The sequence below is a fragment of the Rhizobium mesoamericanum STM3625 genome (genome assembly GCF_000312665.1).
Taxonomy (GTDB): domain Bacteria; phylum Pseudomonadota; class Alphaproteobacteria; order Rhizobiales; family Rhizobiaceae; genus Rhizobium; species Rhizobium mesoamericanum.
This window is the reverse complement of the sequence record NZ_HF536772.1, coordinates 987,136-1,003,190: the sequence shown is the minus strand read 5'-3', so window position 1 is coordinate 1,003,190 and position 16,055 is coordinate 987,136. Positions and strand designations below refer to the sequence as shown.

Genomic DNA, 16,055 nt, shown 5'->3' with positions numbered 1-16,055 from the left:
ATATTTGAACTGACCCCAGTAGTATTTTAGTTGCGGTGATAATTAGCCAATTGGCTAAGTGCTTGAGCGAGCCGCCTTCGCATGAGTTCGACCTCCAAGGTTTAGGCATGGGGTGGGGCAGATCGGGGCAGATCGCGCGGCAGATGATCTGCCCCGGTTTTTGATTTTTAAAATCAACGCATTACCCAAACCGGGGCAGATGGGGCAGATGATTTCCTATATTTACCCTTACTCTCCCCCGACAGGGCACTGGCTTCTATCTATTACCTTTCCCGTTTTTAGCTATTTTATCTGCCCCATCTGCCCCGCCACTGTTATGTTATTGTTTTAATGTAGAAAAATCGGGGCGGATGACGGGGCGGATGCGGGGCAGATGGACAAATCATTGCCCCGTTTCTACGCTGCCTTGCGCCAATAGCGCTTTCCTTCCGTTTTCCGATGTTCCCAACCTAGTACGCGCATAACGGCGCTAATGCGCCGCCCGTGCGCAGGGTTCACGTTACCGCCGAATAACCCCAAAGCCTCCGCCGCTATGTCCGCAGTGGTGGCACGATCCTTCCCGTCCAAATAATCCGCGACTAGCGGCTCCCACATGTCCGCCTCAAAGCGCGTTTCCTGCTCGGGCTTCACGACCCGTGCTTCAAATTCCGCATCCGGCCACCAGTGCTCCCCGCGCTGATAACGCGCGTACGCCTCAGCGAAGAGCTGATCGCGGTCGCGCTTCAACGCTTCAATGTCGATGGCGCCCGTACGCACCGGCCAAAAGCGCCTAGCCCCGGTTTCGTCCCTCAGATAGTTCGCCTCATTGGTCGTTCCAATGAAGATACTCTAGCGAGGCTCGATAACCTCCCCAATACCGTACGGCTTGCGGTACTGTTCTACCCGCCGTGTCAGGAAGCTTTTCAAGGCGTTCGCTTCGGCGCGGTTCAACGCGTTCATTTCGGCGATTTCGATAATCCACTTCCCATTGAGGTGGATTGAGGCGTCCTTACTCGCGATGTCTGGCAGATGATCGGACGCCCATTCTCCGCCTAATACGCGCACGGCTGACGACTTCCCGGCGCCTTGTGAGCCTTCTAGCACAACCATGTAATCGGCCTGACATCCTGGCTCCATGACACGGGCAACCATTGACAGCATCATCATCCGGCCAATTGCGCGGGTGTACTCAGTGCTCTCGGCTCCAAAGTAGCACGAGAAGAGTTCGGGAAGGCGTTCCCGCCCATCCCAACGGAGGCCGGAGAGCCAATCGCGGACGGGGTGGAAAGCGTTGTCGCGGGCGGCGTGCTCGATACCGTCGTTTACGACTTCTTTGCCGACGCGACGGAGCCCGCCACGCTGCAAGAGAACCTGTATGTCAACGATGTCATGGCCCGTAATGGTGCGGGGCTTGAAGGAGCTGCGCTCACTGTCAGGGCGCGGCGAATGGTTGAGAATGACAGCGTTCCGCATCTGATCGAATGACAACGCACCCGGTGCGTGCTGCCTCAGAATGGCGGCTACTGTGGCGGTATCGGCAACGGCCCTTTCAGGGGCCATCAGTGCGAGTTCTCCTGTGCGGTAGCGGGCGACGGTCTCCTCAATCTCCGCTCCGTCTACTGCTGCGAAATCAAGCTCCGCGTCGCCGCGCCAGCCAAACTTGCGGGCTTTCGAGATCAGGTAATCGACAGGGGTGCGGGAAGATGTCAGCGACACCCAAATCTTATCAAACTCTTCGTCTGAATAGCCAAAGCCCGGTTCCGCGTCAGCGGCCCATGCCTCGAACTCGGGACGGAGGCTTTCGGCGTCGCGGCCACATGCCGCCTTGAAGCTCGACACCACTTTGATGAAGTCGTCGCGAGATGGCACTGTCTTGTGGTCATTCGGGATGGTGCGCAGCGCGCCCAGCGCGATCTCAGGATCAATCAGCGGGTCCGCGTCGGAATAGTCGTGTTCGCCGCCCGCAGCCCTGACGCCCGGCTTTTGGAAGGTGGTAACCTTCCAGCCTTTCGCCTCGACCGCTTCTTTCAGCGCGTCGAGGAGGCGCTCCACCTCGCTCAGAGTGATCGTAGGCAGGTTTTTGCCGCCTATGGCGGGCAGGTCTTTCTCGTCACGCCACCGGTAGCTGCCGCCCTTCGGATGCGGGCCTGCGACGACGTATTGTTGGCCGAGGCCGAGGATTTCGACCGCGTGCTTCGTTCCTTCCGTGTCGGTGAACCCGATACGGTGCTTGCGTACGGGGTCTGACTGTGGATCGAACCGGAACGCGTAGAGCCCCCGCTCAGGCTGTTGGTCGCGGTAGCGTAGCGGCGCAGTGCGGTATTGGGGGACAATTTTTTCCAGCACGGTCTCTGCGAGCTCGCGGGCTTCCAGCGTCTCAACGTCCAAGTCTACGCCGGGAAACTGCTCGGCCCTGAGACCTACGCCAGAGGTAGGCCAGACCCGTGCTTGGGCGATGGTGCCGTCGTCCAGACCGGCTATCGGCCACTCGCCGCGCAGGCCGGACCAAACTTCGCCGCCGCGCCAACGGCCGGGAATCTTCCCGATATGGCACGGCTCAATACGGGAACCGGAGACGAGTTTCGCACCGGGGGGGATCAAGGGGAGGAGGTCAGAGGACGGAAAACCAGCGTCGATAAAGGTGGCGGCAATGCCACCAAAAGATGTCGCAATGTCAGTGCGCACGGAAACGGGCCTTTCGTAAAAAAGGGAGAGATGGATGATCGCGGTGAAAGGGGTCGGCGCGATAGGGGAGGCCGATAAGCTTCAGTCTCGGCGGGGCCCACGTGCAGCACGAGCCCAGCCCCCTATGACTGGATATGCTCGTGCTGCGAAAGGCTTGTCCGTGCGTGACAGGCGCTACAAGCTGTAGCGTCTTACATTGGGAAAACTCAAGATTACCAATATGTTGCTACCCTATTTCCCTAGTTTATCCCCGAGCACGCAGGCTCGGTTGATATTTGCGTCAAGAGGTTCGGCCTATTGAGCTTCGTCTGGCGCGGCTTGACAGCGTTTGTCAGCTTGACAGGTTGTCAGGGAGAGCACGGCACGGGGCGGTATTGGGGAGGTGTTCCTAGCGGGCTAACCAAGGCCGCAGGGCCTTGGTTAGCTGGGGAGGTGCGGCCCTCCTCCATGCTAGTCTAATTGCGGGTAGACGCGCGCCTCTCAGCAAGAGCGTCTTCGAGCATCTTGACAAGACGCCCGCGTTTCCGGTCGCTGATCGTTTCCTCCCACGTAAACGTCTTCGGCAGGACCCCTTCCTTGACCAGCTGGATCAGAAATTCGATGCCTTCGCCGTTGATATCGAGCAGTGGTTCAAAAAACGGTGCACTCGCGGTGAAGCTGGAAACCGGCCCGCCCCTTGTGCGAACACCCCGCCCGGAATTATAGCGGAGCGTAATTCCGAACTCCCCCTGCCCCACAATTTCGAGGGACGCCTTGCCGGGCGCGCTATCCGCCCGCAGGAAATCGTGGAAGCCCCGCAACGTTTCTGCCCCCACGCGAGTATAGTTCTTGGCCGCATTTGCCCAAAATTTCGGCAGCTCTATCAACTCTTTGATGTAGGCCTTCAGGAGGTCCATAGCCCAGCGCGCATGTGTCTCCTTGGCATGATCAAGAACCCACCAGATGTTGAAGGCGAGTTCCCTGCCATTGTGCAAGAGGACGTCGAAATTTCCGGTGTCCAGCGCGTCGTCACTCAGCCGGACGACGTAAAGACCATCCGCACGGGTGGCGGCATCGGTGCCGGTCTGGATATTGGTTTCGAGATCAGCCATTACGCGGCCTCCCTGCTTGTATCGAGGTCGGGCAAGGCGGCATACCATGCTTCGGCATCGGTACGGCGAATCAGCGTCCTGTTGCCGAGCTTTTTGGCCGTGAGGCGTTTCGCCTTGATTTCGGCGTAGATGGTCGTGCGCGAAACGCCGTACTCGTGCGCAATTTCGCTGATTGATACGATTGTCTTGTAGTTGTCCATGCGTGTGAGCCCTCGTTCGTTAGACGACGGCTTATCGCTATATACACGGAGCAATTGGATCGCCAACACTAAATATAGTATTAACTCGCGCTTGTAAGGGACTATCTCGTTTCCGCTCTCATAGCGTCGATTTCGTCTGCCCACCATTGCGCCATCTGCACGCGCTCGCCCCAATAGGCCGCGCGGTGATAGGCACGGCGGACCTGATCGGCACCGATATGCGCCAATTCGGCTTCGATTGCATCCGGGGACCACTTGCCGCTCTCATTCAAGAGCGAGGAGGCGGATGCGCGGAAACCGTGGCTAGTCATTTCGTTGGTGGTGAAACCAAGCCGCCGCAGTGCACCGTTCAGGGTGTTCTCGGATATGGGCTTGCGGGTGAGCCGCGATGGGAAGACGTAGGGCAAATCTCCAGTCAGGTCTTTTTGATCGCGCAGAATCTTAACCGCTTGCGGAGGAAGCGGCTTTCTGTGCTCCCGGCGCATCTTCGTTCGAGGAGCGGGAATAGTCCAAATGGCGGCCTCCAGGTCGAATTCTTCCCATTCCGCTAGCCTCAATTCACCGGGGCGGGGGTAGAGGTAAGCCATCAATGACAGCGCCGCCTTGGTCTCGGGAGCGCCTTCGTAGCCCCATACTGCCCGGAGCAAACCCGCGAAGCCTTCGCGCTCTGTAAGCGCGGCACGGTGGGTAACAGTAGGCGCTGTCAGAGCACCGCGTAAGTTGGTGGTGGGATCGTATTCCGCACGTGCGGTGGCAACGGCGTGCCGAAAGACTTGGCTGATAGTGGACCGTAACCGCCTCGCTGTCTCGTAATTGCCTTGGCTTTCCACCTTCCGAAGCGGGACCAGAATTTCAGCGGCCTTGATTTCGGATATCGGACGCTTCCCGAGATCGGGGCGAGCGAGATCAAGCAGCCACCGCTTCTTTGTCATGGTGGCATCCGCCTTGCCTTCCTTTCCTACCTTCGCGAGGAAATCGTCTGCAACCGCATTGAAGGTCGTGGCGTGTGCATGGCGTTGGGCGATCTTGTCGAGCTTCTTTTGTTGGGAAGGGTCGATGCCTTGGGCTAAGAGCCTTTTCGCCTCCGTGCGCTTTTCTCGTGCATCAGCCAGCGAGACGTAGGGATACTCGCCTAGAGACAGGGTTTTCTGCTTCCCGCCAAAACGGTAGGCCAACTTCCAAAACCGCCCATCGCGCGGTGCAGCGGGCACGAGCAAGTGCAGCCCCTCCCCGTCACCGTATTTCTTCGCGGTCGTAGCTGGCTTGATTGCTCGGAGTTTGGTGTCTGTCAGGCCCATTGTGTTGGTCTCTCCCTCTCCGCGAGGACGCTACCGTCTGAATAGACCACACATGAACCAACACTTTCGGTGGATGTCAACGGACGCGCCTGGACGAGCGCGATACACCAGACAGCAAAAAAGCCCCGAAACCGGGGCTTTTAAGCATTGTTCTGCACACCGGCGAACAACAAAGTACGGAAACTTGGTGCCCAGAAGAGGACTCGAACCTCCACGCCTCGCGGCACAGGTACCTGAAACCTGCGCGTCTACCAATTCCGCCATCTGGGCGACGGAGAGCCATGTACGGGCGCGACCTCGTGCTGTCAACAGGGTTTTTGAAGTTTTCCGGGCAGGCAGCAAAAAAGTCGTTGATGCCGCTCGGTCCCGGCGCGGTTGTAATCTGAGCCCGCCATGATAGCGATCCCTGCAAAGGCATCCTATATACACAGCAAGAAAGGATCGTCTAATGCCCGGCCTTCGTAATTTTTGCCTGTTCGCGCTCTTCTCGCTGCTTCCCTACGCGGCGTTTGCGATGCAGCATGGTGAGTTTAGCCCCGCCCCCGGCGCATCGGACATGGTCCGTGTTGGGTCGACGATGTGCGACGCGCGCGGCTGTTTTACTTTCGGGCCGGTACAGTCGTTCCGCCCATCCTATGTGCAGCCAAACTACCGACCGCCGACAGCAACCGGTCCGACATACTATCGGCCAGCAGCGCGAGGACGTGGGCCGCTCTATTATGATCCGCCGCCCGTGAACACAGTGCAGCCGAAGACACAAGAACGGCAGTTCCATGTGGATTGGTGCCGCAATCAGTATCGGACCTATAATCCGAAGACCGACCGATTCTTGACGTATGAAGGCATCTACAAGACCTGTAATTCGCCTTATGACTAGGCTCAGCTTTCCAGCGAGGCTCGATCGACGTGACCGAGATCCCGGCCGGGTTCGATGATGTCCCGGACGCGCTGCTTCAGTTCCTTCGGACCGGGAAAGCCGCCGTCACGCTTGCGCTCCCAGATCAGGTCACCATCGACCCGAATTTCAAAATTGCCGCCGGTACCGGGAATGAGCGCAACTTCGCCGAGGCTGTCGGCGAAGGTCTGTAGAAGTTCCTGCGCCATCCAGCCGGCGCGCAGTAACCAGTTGCATTGGGTGCAATAGAGGATCGTCACGCGGGCTTTCTTGTCGCTCATGTCAGGGTTTCCTTTCGTCACTTCGATTTAAGAACTGCCGTGGCGTGGCGCAATCCGTATTGCAATCGCCAGGCGCTTGGTGTTCCTCTCCGAGGCCGAGGTCATACTGGAGATGCTGATGCGGGTCGCCGTCATCGAGAACATGAAGAGCACGCCGCTCGGCTCGCTGGGCGTGGCCCTGGCTGAGGCCAATGCCGAGATCGAGCGCTTCCACCCGTGGATTGACGGCAGACTGCCAACAGGCGTTGCAGATTACGATGCGCTGGTGGTGCTCGGCGGCGAACAGAATGCAATCGATGACGCGAACTTTTCCTACCTGCCGGCGCTTGCGCAATTGATGCGCGACTATGCCGAGGCCGACAAGGCGGTGCTTGGCATCTGCCTTGGCGCGCAGATCCTGGCGCGCGCTTACAATGCGGAAAACCACCTGAATGCCGGACTGGAGTTTGGCTGGCACTCGGTTGGCAAGTCAAAGGATGGTCACGCGGACCCGTTGCTCTCGGATCTCGAGGCCGATTTCATGACATTCCAGTGGCATAGCGACACCTTCAGCCTGCCACAGGGTGCGACGTGTCTTGCAGTCAGCGAGCTCATGCAGAACCAAGCGTTTCGTATCGGGCGTGCGGCCTACGGCACCCAGTTCCATTTTGAGGCCAGCGCGTCGGTGATCGATAGCTGGAAGGGCGAGTTTGCGGAATCGATCGAGCAAATGGAGCCGGGTTGGCATGAACGCTACAGGACGCTTGCCGCCGCCCATGCCGCAGCATCGGATGCGAGCGGCCTTACCATTAGCCGCAATTGGGTGCGGATGATCCGAGCCGAAGCGCAATCACAACCCACGGCAGTCGTCGCCGGGGTGTAAGCCGTCGACGCTAAACTGACATGCCGTAGCTAAGGCTAGGTGGCGGAGCGGATCCAGACGAGCATTTCGCCGGGCGCGCGATTGTCCCAAAGATGGTAAGGCACGAAACGGGCCGTCGTCTTTTCGGTGGACGGCGGCTTGGTCCGATAGAGCGTCGCGCCCCACTCCGACTCATCCTTGGTGACCGGGATATCCAGGACGACCGCACCGCCAAGCTCGGCAATCTCGGCCGTCTTCGCCGATAGATCCTCGCCAAGCCGGATACCGTTCAGGCCTGCGCCGTTATCCGTCGCCTCGGCGCAATAGACGAGGGGTCCGCGCATCAGCGTCGCGCGTCCGGCGTCCTGGCGCACAAGTGGGTTGGCCCAGAGAGCACGCGTTTCAAGCGGGATGTTGAGGTCGATCTTGTCGCCATCGCGCCATTCCCGTTCGATGCGGGCGTAGCCATCGACGTCGGCCGAGCCAAGATCGATCGCCTCGCCGTTGACGGCAAGTGTGGCGCCGTTTGCCCATTCCGGAATACGCAGCGAAATTGCAAACAATACCGGCGCGTTCAGCTTGATATCCAAACGCACGGCACCGTGCCACGGATAGCGTGTCTTTTGGGTCAGCTCGACATCCGTGCCGCCAATTTTGAACCTAGCCCTGCCTTCTCCGTAGAGGTGGACGGCAATCTCGTCTTCGGCAACGCCATACATATAGGAACCAATCGAGGCGAGCAGGCGGGCGATATTCGGCGGGCAGCAGGGGCAGTGGTGCCAGATCCAGCGGTGGTGCTTGCCGGCGCTTTCCAGCGGGTTCTCGTAGAAGAACTTCTTGCCGTCGAGCGAGAGGCCGGCCATCGCGCCGTTGTAGAGCGCCTGCTCCATGATATCCGCGTAGCGGCGGTTCGGGCCGCGGCCGAGCATTCGGTTTGCCCAGAATACCAAGCCCACGGATGCGCAGGTTTCGGCATAGGCACTTTCGTTCGGTAGATCATAGTAGTCGGTGAAGCCTTCATTGGCGGCCGCCGGGCCGATGCCCCCGGTGACGTACATCTGCTTCGTCGTCAGATCGTCCCACAAGGTTTCGAGGGCACCGGTGAGGCTGTCATCGTCATACTCCGTCGCGATGTCGGCCATCCCTGAATAAAGATACATGGCGCGAACCGCGTGGCCGACGACCTTCTTCTGCTCGCGAACCGGCTGGTGCGCCTGGCCGTATTCGTAGGTCTTCTGATGGAAGTCGGCTGCGCTGCGACCGTCGCGGATTGCTTCTTCGGTAAAGAAATGCGGTTCGGTTCCACGCTCATCTATAAAGAACTTGGCAAGGTCCAGATACTTCTTCTCACCTGTCACCCGGGCAAGCTTGACGAGCGCCAGCTCAATTTCCTCGTGGCCGCAATAGCCCGGCATCTTACCTGGGCCATGGCCGAAGACGGTAAGCATGTAATTGGCAAAACGGCACATGACGTCGAGCAGTTTGCGCTTGCCGGTAGCCTGATAGTAGGCGACCGCGCCCTCCATCAGGTGGCCGGCGCAATAAAGTTCGTGGTGGTCGCGCAGGTTGGTCCAGCGGCGGTCGGGCTGAACCCGCTGGAACCAGGCATTCACATAGCCGTCCCTGTCCTGCAGCTTCTCGTACATATCAACGATGGCATCGACACGGGCTTCGAGCGCAGGATTGGCGCGGCGATAGAGCGAATAGGCCACAGTCTCGATCGACTTTCCGAGATCGCTGTCCCAAAACATCTGCGTCGAGCCGCCCCAGGGACCGATCGGGATGACAATACCAACGCTCGGCTTGGTGACGTCGATCGCCTGCAACATGCCGGCTTCAACGCAGCGGTCAAGCAGCGTTTCAGCGGTGCTGTCGCAGATCGCATCCTGGCGCTCTCCGAACAGGCCGTTCACATCGACATCAGGCACGGGAAGCGGACGAAACTGGCGGTCTCTCTTCAACTTGTTCATGGCTTGATCCATCTTTCTTTGGAAGTCATTTCACGGCGCCGGCCATGAGACCGCGCATGTAGTAGCGTTGCAGAAGCAGGAAGACGATAAGGCAGGGGATCGTCATGACGGCGACACCTGCCTGCACAGCGCCCCAGTTGATCGCGCCCAGACGACCGGCGCGCACGGCCATCATCAGGACGGGCAGCGTGTATTTTTCGTTGCTGGACAACAGCACGAGCGCAGCCAGGAATTCGTTCCAGGCATTGAGGAAGGCAAAGATCGCCACCGTCGCCACACCCGGCAGCACGAGCGGCAACAAGACGAGCACGAGCATCTTCAGGTCGTGGGCTCCGTCTATACGCGCCGCTTCCTCGATCTCCTTCGGCACCGCGTCGAAGGCGTTGCGCATCATGAACACCGAAAACGGCAGCTGCAGCGTCACGTAGACGAGCGTCAGGCCGAAGAGCGAGTTATTGAGCCCGAGCTTGGCCAGGATGATGAAGAGCGGCGTCAGGATCGACTGGAACGGGATCATCAGCGTCGCGATGACCAGGATGAAGAAGACGTTCTTCATGGGGAACCGATAGCGCGAGAAACCGTAACCGGCGAGCAGGCTGATCACCACGGTCAGTGCAACGGTCGCAAGCGACACGATCAGCGAATTGAGTGTGTGCTGCATAATGCCGGCGCCGAAGCTGTCGAGCGATCGATAGGAATCGAAACTGATTCCGTTCGTCGGCCATGGCGGCAACGGCGGCAACCGCGCCTCCGTGCCGTGTCGGAACGAGGCGAGAAGCGTAATGACAAACGGAGCGAGGAAGAAAATGGCAACGGCTATGCCGGTGCCGTGATAGGCGGCCTGACCACGGATTTCCCGACTTCTCTTGCGGCCTGTGACGAGGCTCATCAGCGCTCCTCCCCGACGCGCAGCAGCCAGAGCTGCACGATGCTGACGATCATCAGAATGGCGAGAAGCGCAATCGACAATGCCGCGCCATATCCGAGATTGAAGGACACGAAAGACTGATTGAAGATGTAGTAGACGACGGAGATCATTCGGTTTTGCGGTCCGCCCGAGGTCATGATGTAAAACTGATCGAAGGCGAGGATCGACCCAGTCACGGAAATGATCAAAGCGAGCGCGATCGTCCTGCGCATCAACGGCAGTGTCAGAAAGCGGAAACGCTGCAACCAGTTTGCGCCGTCGACGACGGCGGCCTCCGTCAGATCCGCCGGGATCGCCTGCAGCCCCGTCAGCAAAATGATCATTGTAAAGCCGGCTATCTTCCATACGACCATGACGCAGATCGTCAGGAACGCGCTGTCGAAGCTGGCAAGTAGATTGGGGCTCTTCTCGACCAGTCCAAGCGTCTTCAGGGCAGGTCCAATGAAACCGCTGTCGACGTTGGCAAGCCATACCCAAAGCAGCGACGCCGACGCCAGCCCGACGACCACGGGCAGGAAGATGACTGTGCGATATGTGCTGCCAAATGCCCGCTGCCGCTCGACAAACAGAGCAAGCGGAAAGGCTACCGCGAAGATGAGGATCGTCACGATGACCGTATAATAGGCCGTAAAGTTCAGCGCCGCGACGAAGCGGCCGTCGTTGAACATGCGGAAGTAGTTGTTAAGGCCGATCCAGCGCTGGGCGCCCATGAGTGGCCAGTTGTGAAGGCTCATCCAGGCGGTGAACCCGACCGGCAGCACGAAGAACACGATCACCAAAAGCATCGCCGGAGCGATATAGAGGAGGCCCGTCCATTCCGGTCGTGGGGCACGTCGGCGCAAGCATGCTATCTGCTTTCGACCCGTCACGGTCATCGAAACACTCCGCATCATTCCTGATAAAATCGGCCGGAGGACTGCCACCCCCTCCGGTCGCGGCCTTTGGGAGATTATTGGCCGCTGTCGATAATCGACTGCATCTCCGACTGTGCGTTCTTGAAGGCGCCGTCGACATCGTCACCGAAGATGGCGGCGTTGGTGAAGGTGGCCCACGGACCGTTGGCGCTGTTGATCAGATCGTTGAACTGCAGCGTATAGGGAGTCTTGGCGACAGAAATGGCCTTCAGACCGACCTGCATCCGCGAATCAAGCCCCTCGAGCACCTTGTCGGCGATATCACCGCGGGTCGGCAGGCTGCCGTACTTCGCCATGACTTTCTGGCCGTCCATCGAATAGATGTATTCGAGGAATTCCTTAACGGCGTCGATCTTCTTCGTACCCTTGGTGATAACGAAGTTGTCGCCGCCCGCAAACGAGGATGGATTGCCGTCAACGCCCGGGATGAGGGTCACGCCGAAGTTGATGTCAGGATGCTCGGTCACAAGCGTGCCGATCGCGAAGGCGCCAAGGCTCTGCTGGCCGATCTTGCCGTTGGTGAAGGTCAGGAAGTTAGCACCATTGTCGCTGGCGGCACTTGCCGGGACAAGATCCTTTTTCACCATGTTGCGATAATAATCGACCGCCTTGCGCATCTGCGGGGTATCGAGCGTCGCCGTCTTGCCATCGCCCGACAGGATGTCAGCCCCTGCACCCCAGGTGAGCGGGGTGAACGTGAAGATCATGCAACCGCCGCAGCCGCCGCCGGAAAAATAGAAGCCGTAGGTGTCATCACCGAGCTTGCGGATTTTCTCGGCGTTGTCGGTGATTTCCTCCCAGGTCGCGGGCGCCTTTTCAGGATCGAGACCTGCCTTCTTGTAGAGGTCCTTGTTCCAGGCGAAAACCGACGTCTCGACGGAAAGCGGCAGGCCGTAGATGTGATCCTGGTAGGTGCCGAGACGGACATGCGACGGCGAAAGCGAATTGAAATAGGGCAATTTCTTTGCCCAATCCGTCAGATCTTCCAATTGCCCAGCCGCGGCGAAGGCCGGGTTGTAGATCAGATCCATCGACAACGCATCTGGCGCCTGGCCACCAGCGATAGCCGTTGCGTATTTCTGGACAAGTTCCGAGAACGGCACCTCTGTCGCGATGACCTGGTTCTCGTGGCTGGAGTTATAGGCTTCAACAACCTTCTTGAAGGACTCGCCGATACCGGTGCGGACCCACATGTCGACCTTCTCGGCCCCCGACGCTCCGGTCACCAGACATAAGGTGGCAACGCTCGTCGCACCCAGCAGACGCTTAATCATGACACTCCTCCCAAATTGGCGCATCTCCTCCGCGCCGGTTCTTCATCTCTTGGGGCTTTGGGCCCCGCATGACTCCCGCACCACGAGGCGGCACGGCAATTTCCTGATGCCCGGCTCCACGGGGCGCCCCTCGGCCAGCGCCAAAACCGTCAACCCGGCTTGGCGTCCCAGCTCCTTCAATTCCATATCGACAGAGGTGAGCGGCGGTCGCGTCTGGCCGGCGACAATCTCCCAATTGTCGAACCCGACAACGGAAACATCCTCCGGCACACAAATCCCCCGCTCGCGCAGCGCATCCACTACGCCCCGGGCGATCTGATCGTTACCGCAGAAGATCGCATCTGGTTTTTCAGCCGCGCCGTCCCAGATCTCCGCGACGGCTTCATGGCCCCAGGATTCCGCCCAACGGCCAAACCTGACGAGCCCCTCCCCACCGATCACCTCGCGATAGGCGTCGGCGCGCTCGCGAACGGAGAAGAAGGTTTCGGGCCCGGTCACATGCGCAATCCGCCGACGGCCCATTTTGACCAGCCATTCCACCGCCAATCGTGCACCCTGCGCATCGTCGGAGCGGAAGGTGACGCTTGCAGGCGTCCCCTCCGTGAACGCGTAGACAACGGGGACATGCAGGTTCGACAGATCGACAGGGAGCTGCCGGTCCAATCGCTTTCCGGTGGCGATGATCCCATCCACCTGCTTTTCCAACATGGCATCGACGTGGATCTGGCCAAGCGTCGGATCGTCTTCGATCGCACAGAGAAAAACCGACACACCATGATCGACGAGCGCTTCGGAAATGCCGGCCATCACAGGCAGCGTGAAGCGCCCATAGGTATCGTTGGTCAGCAGTCCGATGGTGAAGCTGCGCTTACTCAAGAGACCTCGGGCAAGCGCGTTCGGACGGAAGCCGACTTCGCCGGCAATGCGCTTTACCCGTTCCCGGGTTTCGGCGCTCATGCGCCCGGTTTCGTTTAGCGCCTTCGAGGCAGTGGAAATGCTGACGCCCGCCGCCGCGGCGACGTCGTGGATGGTGATCCGGCCTCTCTTTCCTCCCGAAATGTTCACCCCGCTCCCCCTCATTTGCAGATGAGAAAAGCTTTTCTCACGTCCATCGTCAAGTGAGAAAAGGTTTTCTCATGTAAAAATCATACGATTGTCATGAAGGCATCGAGGAACGGCCGGCAACAAAGAAAATCGCGGCAGACCGACGCCCGCCGCGACGCAAAACGCGAGCGATGTAGCTGCAATTAGCCCTTGATGGTTGCCTTGCCTTCTTCCAGCAGACGTGCTGCAGCCTCCGCAGGCGTCGTTCGCTCGAATGCTAGCTCATCGGCGATCGGACGGAAGACGCGCTGGTCGAACTGCGTCGAACCGAGCGGCGCGGGGGCCGGATACTCGCCGACCTGATCTTTCAGGAGGTTGATATACTTCACAGTGTCCTGCTCGGTCGGATTGAGGTGGGGGATGATCGCCTCGCGCACGACAGGCGACATCGGCACGCCGCGCTCGACGCCAAGGATCTTGCCAGCTTCCACATCATTGACGAAGAAGTCGATGAATTTGGCGGCAGCCTCGCCGTTCTTTGTCGTCGCGCCGATGCTCCAGATCAGAGCCGGTCGATAATAGTGGCCGGACGGGCCACCCTTCTTCTCGCGCGGCAGGAGTGTGATTGCCAGCTTGTTCTTGGAGATCAGCTGATAGCCGACGAGCTGGTTGGAATACGCCATGCCCATGGCTGACTTGCCAAGCGCGAGGCAGTTCGTGTCGATCGTGTTCTGGTCCAGCGTCTGAACATCGGCTGCAACCGTGCCGCCTTTCTTGCGCAGATCTTCCCAGTAGGTGAACCAAGCTGTTGCGTCGTCGGCATTGAAGCCGAGCTTGCCGTCTGCATAGAGGCTCTTGCCGCGCTGGCGCAGCCATGCATCGAAGACGTAAGCGTAGCGTGCACCGTAAGGACCGCCCCAGTAGTTATCCTTGCCTCCGGCTTTCGTCAGTTCGACCGCGAGCTTGGCGTACTCATCCCAAGTCAGATCCGCCGTCGGTACGGGGATCCCCGCTTTGTCAAAAGCAGTTTGGTCGAAGAACAGTGCGAAAGAGTTGAGGCCAAGACCGACACCGTAGAGCTTGCCATCCACCGTCGTCAGCTTCAGCATGTCCTTGCCGAAGGAATCAATCTTCAATATCGAGGGCACGAATTCGTCCAGTGCCAGGCAGGCGCCGCGCTTGGAGTAGTCCGAGATCGTTCCCGGCTCGAGCTGGAACACGTCCGCAATAGCGCGACCGGCCATCTGCGTCGACAGCTTCGTCCAGTAGCCATCCCCGCTCAGCGACTCGCCGACGATCGATACGCCTGGGTTCTTGCTTTCGTAGAGCTTCGCGACATCGAGCGTGCGCTTGGCGCGGTCGTTTGAGCCCCACCACATGGCGCGCAGCTTGGCGTCTTCCGCATAGGCGGGAATTTCGCTTCCGGCACCGAAGGCTAGCCCGGCAGCGACGCTGGCCGAGCCCATCAGAAATGAACGGCGATTGACCTGCATTTTTCATCCTCCTCTTTCATCGCCCGCCATCCTCCAATGGCACCGTGGGCTTATGTCGGGGTAGATTACGCAAAAAAATCCTCAACGCAACAAATTATCTTTTTCTTGCAAATTTGCATTATTTGCATAATGCTCCGCGTATGAATGAGATCAAAACCAAAAAACTGAGACAGGCCGACATTGCGACAATGGCTGGCGTATCAATATCTACAGTATCCCGGGTACTCGCAAACGAGCCCGGCATAAGCGAAAGTGTGCGCCAGCATATTCTTAAGGTGGCGGCGGAGAACGGTTACTTTGCCCGCACCACAAGCGCCTCACTGCGCGGCACCCTTGCCTTGATTGCGAGCGATGGGGTCACAGGTGGCCTTAGCGTCTTCTACGAAGGAATTGTCGAAGGATTGCGCGCCGGCGCGCTCGACGCCGGCCTCCCCTTCGAGGTGCGGCTGATCCGCGAGCACAGGGCGACGCCCGACGTGGTTCACGAGTATATGCAGGCCGCCCGCGCTGGTGGGCTCTTCCTTGTCGGAATTGATCCAAGCGCCGAGTTGCGCAATTGGTTCGAGGACGCGGAAATCCCGACTGTGCTGGTCAACGGCACCGATCCGAGGCTGAAGATCGACGGCGCTTCGCCCTCGAACTTCTTCGGTGCCTATGAAGCGACAACCCGCCTGCTGAATGCCGGCCACCGCAAAATCCTGCATCTAACGGGCTCGCATCGAAACACCATCCGCGAGCGCGTGCGAGGCTTCAAGGCAGCAATTGCCGAGGTCGACGGCGCCGAAGGGCATCTTGTGTCGATGACTTTCAAGGGCAGCGCAACTCACGAGGCGCATGAGCTGACGGCTGGCGTGCTTGCAGAGAAAGCCGGCTTCACTGCCGCCTTCTGCATGAACGACTTCATTGCCGTCGGCGTTCTGGAAGCAGTGACGGAGGCCGGTCTGCGGGTGCCTGAGGATTTCGCCATCGTCGGCTTCGACGACCTCCCCTGCGCGCTGATGACCAACCCGCCGCTGTCGACCATGCGCGTGGACCGCGTGGCGCTGGGCAGGGAGGCGGTCGGCCTCATGGTTGCACGTTTCAAGGATAGCACCGCGCCTGCCCGCCAGATTTGCCATGCCGTTATCCCAATTGCCGGCGGCACCGTCCCGAACTCCTGACA

At 59.3% G+C, this 16,055-nt stretch carries 13 protein-coding genes, 1 tRNA gene and 1 pseudogene; 3 read left to right on the top strand and 12 right to left on the bottom strand.

The features are described from left to right. Positions 1–396: 396 nt before the first annotated feature. The 5 genes and pseudogenes from BN77_RS31325 to BN77_RS04825 all read right to left on the bottom strand — a co-directional run bounded on the left by BN77_RS31325 (position 397) and on the right by BN77_RS04825 (position 5,523). A pseudogene (locus BN77_RS31325) lies at positions 397–2,664 on the bottom strand (VapE domain-containing protein). A gap of 455 nt (positions 2,665–3,119) precedes the next feature. Then, entirely contained in the window at positions 3,120–3,755 is a 636-nt protein-coding gene (locus BN77_RS04840; protein WP_007529051.1) for a hypothetical protein, read from the bottom strand. Beyond that, positions 3,755–3,955 carry a helix-turn-helix domain-containing protein gene (locus tag BN77_RS04835; RefSeq protein ID WP_007529048.1) on the bottom strand — a complete coding sequence of 67 codons (201 nt, stop codon included), beginning with the start codon at positions 3,953–3,955 and terminating at the stop codon, positions 3,755–3,757. The genes BN77_RS04840 and BN77_RS04835 overlap by 1 nt, the downstream gene beginning before the upstream one ends. 101 nt (positions 3,956–4,056) lie before the next feature. Further along, the gene (locus BN77_RS04830) at positions 4,057–5,253 is read right to left on the bottom strand and encodes a tyrosine-type recombinase/integrase (protein ID WP_007529045.1); all 1,197 of its coding nucleotides are present in this window, start codon (positions 5,251–5,253) and stop codon (positions 4,057–4,059) included. A 185-nt stretch (positions 5,254–5,438) separates the two neighbouring features. After that, positions 5,439–5,523 (bottom strand) — tRNA-Leu (locus BN77_RS04825). A 178-nt stretch (positions 5,524–5,701) separates the two neighbouring features. Here BN77_RS04825 and BN77_RS04820 point away from each other — a divergent pair. After that, positions 5,702–6,130, top strand: a complete 429-nt coding sequence (locus BN77_RS04820) for a BA14K family protein (protein WP_007529043.1) — start codon at positions 5,702–5,704, stop codon at positions 6,128–6,130. A gap of 2 nt (positions 6,131–6,132) precedes the next feature. Here BN77_RS04820 and BN77_RS04815 read toward each other — a convergent pair whose 3' ends face one another. Further along, the gene (locus BN77_RS04815) at positions 6,133–6,429 is read right to left on the bottom strand and encodes an Rdx family protein (RefSeq protein WP_007529041.1); all 297 of its coding nucleotides are present in this window, start codon (positions 6,427–6,429) and stop codon (positions 6,133–6,135) included. 118 nt (positions 6,430–6,547) lie between these two features. On the opposite strand from BN77_RS04815, the gene BN77_RS04810 reads away from it, so the two are divergent. Beyond that, a complete protein-coding gene (locus BN77_RS04810) occupies positions 6,548–7,291 on the top strand; it encodes a type 1 glutamine amidotransferase (protein WP_040677570.1) in 744 nt (247 codons plus the stop codon). Positions 7,292–7,326: 35 nt separating this feature from the next. On the opposite strand, the gene BN77_RS04805 is transcribed toward BN77_RS04810, so the two are convergent. From BN77_RS04805 to BN77_RS04780, 6 genes are all read right to left on the bottom strand, one after another. Next, positions 7,327–9,240 carry a glycoside hydrolase family 127 protein gene (locus BN77_RS04805; RefSeq protein ID WP_007529037.1) on the bottom strand — a complete coding sequence of 638 codons (1,914 nt, stop codon included), beginning with the start codon at positions 9,238–9,240 and terminating at the stop codon, positions 7,327–7,329. Positions 9,241–9,265: 25 nt separating this feature from the next. Continuing rightward, positions 9,266–10,129: a carbohydrate ABC transporter permease gene (locus BN77_RS04800; RefSeq protein WP_007529035.1), complete on the bottom strand. Its 864-nt coding sequence runs from the start codon at positions 10,127–10,129 to the stop codon at positions 9,266–9,268. Beyond that, positions 10,129–11,043, bottom strand: a complete 915-nt coding sequence (locus tag BN77_RS04795; protein ID WP_007529033.1) for a carbohydrate ABC transporter permease — start codon at positions 11,041–11,043, stop codon at positions 10,129–10,131. The genes BN77_RS04800 and BN77_RS04795 overlap by 1 nt, the downstream gene beginning before the upstream one ends. Before the next feature lie 74 nt (positions 11,044–11,117). Next, positions 11,118–12,356, bottom strand: a complete 1,239-nt coding sequence (locus tag BN77_RS04790) for an ABC transporter substrate-binding protein (protein WP_007529031.1) — start codon at positions 12,354–12,356, stop codon at positions 11,118–11,120. A gap of 42 nt (positions 12,357–12,398) precedes the next feature. Next, positions 12,399–13,421 carry a LacI family DNA-binding transcriptional regulator gene (locus tag BN77_RS04785; protein ID WP_007529029.1) on the bottom strand — a complete coding sequence of 341 codons (1,023 nt, stop codon included), beginning with the start codon at positions 13,419–13,421 and terminating at the stop codon, positions 12,399–12,401. A gap of 182 nt (positions 13,422–13,603) precedes the next feature. After that, positions 13,604–14,893: an ABC transporter substrate-binding protein gene (locus BN77_RS04780; protein ID WP_007529028.1), complete on the bottom strand. Its 1,290-nt coding sequence runs from the start codon at positions 14,891–14,893 to the stop codon at positions 13,604–13,606. A 140-nt stretch (positions 14,894–15,033) separates the two neighbouring features. On the opposite strand from BN77_RS04780, the gene BN77_RS04775 reads away from it, so the two are divergent. Continuing rightward, positions 15,034–16,053 carry a LacI family DNA-binding transcriptional regulator gene (locus BN77_RS04775; RefSeq protein ID WP_007529026.1) on the top strand — a complete coding sequence of 340 codons (1,020 nt, stop codon included), beginning with the start codon at positions 15,034–15,036 and terminating at the stop codon, positions 16,051–16,053. Positions 16,054–16,055: the final 2 nt, after the last annotated feature.

What these genes read in the sequence shown, in the direction of transcription:
- BN77_RS04840 (WP_007529051.1), bottom strand. Translation starts at nt 3,755, where the DNA reads ATGGCTGATCTCGAAACCAATATCCAGACCGGCACCGATGCCGCCACC.
- BN77_RS04835 (WP_007529048.1), bottom strand. Translation starts at nt 3,955, where the DNA reads ATGGACAACTACAAGACAATCGTATCAATCAGCGAAATTGCGCACGAG.
- BN77_RS04830 (WP_007529045.1), bottom strand. Translation starts at nt 5,253, where the DNA reads ATGGGCCTGACAGACACCAAACTCCGAGCAATCAAGCCAGCTACGACC.
- BN77_RS04820 (WP_007529043.1), top strand. Translation starts at nt 5,702, where the DNA reads ATGCCCGGCCTTCGTAATTTTTGCCTGTTCGCGCTCTTCTCGCTGCTT.
- BN77_RS04815 (WP_007529041.1), bottom strand. Translation starts at nt 6,429, where the DNA reads ATGAGCGACAAGAAAGCCCGCGTGACGATCCTCTATTGCACCCAATGC.
- BN77_RS04810 (WP_040677570.1), top strand. Translation starts at nt 6,548, where the DNA reads ATGCGGGTCGCCGTCATCGAGAACATGAAGAGCACGCCGCTCGGCTCG.
- BN77_RS04805 (WP_007529037.1), bottom strand. Translation starts at nt 9,240, where the DNA reads ATGAACAAGTTGAAGAGAGACCGCCAGTTTCGTCCGCTTCCCGTGCCT.
- BN77_RS04800 (WP_007529035.1), bottom strand. Translation starts at nt 10,129, where the DNA reads ATGAGCCTCGTCACAGGCCGCAAGAGAAGTCGGGAAATCCGTGGTCAG.
- BN77_RS04795 (WP_007529033.1), bottom strand. Translation starts at nt 11,043, where the DNA reads ATGACCGTGACGGGTCGAAAGCAGATAGCATGCTTGCGCCGACGTGCC.
- BN77_RS04790 (WP_007529031.1), bottom strand. Translation starts at nt 12,356, where the DNA reads ATGATTAAGCGTCTGCTGGGTGCGACGAGCGTTGCCACCTTATGTCTG.
- BN77_RS04780 (WP_007529028.1), bottom strand. Translation starts at nt 14,893, where the DNA reads ATGCAGGTCAATCGCCGTTCATTTCTGATGGGCTCGGCCAGCGTCGCT.
- BN77_RS04775 (WP_007529026.1), top strand. Translation starts at nt 15,034, where the DNA reads ATGAATGAGATCAAAACCAAAAAACTGAGACAGGCCGACATTGCGACA.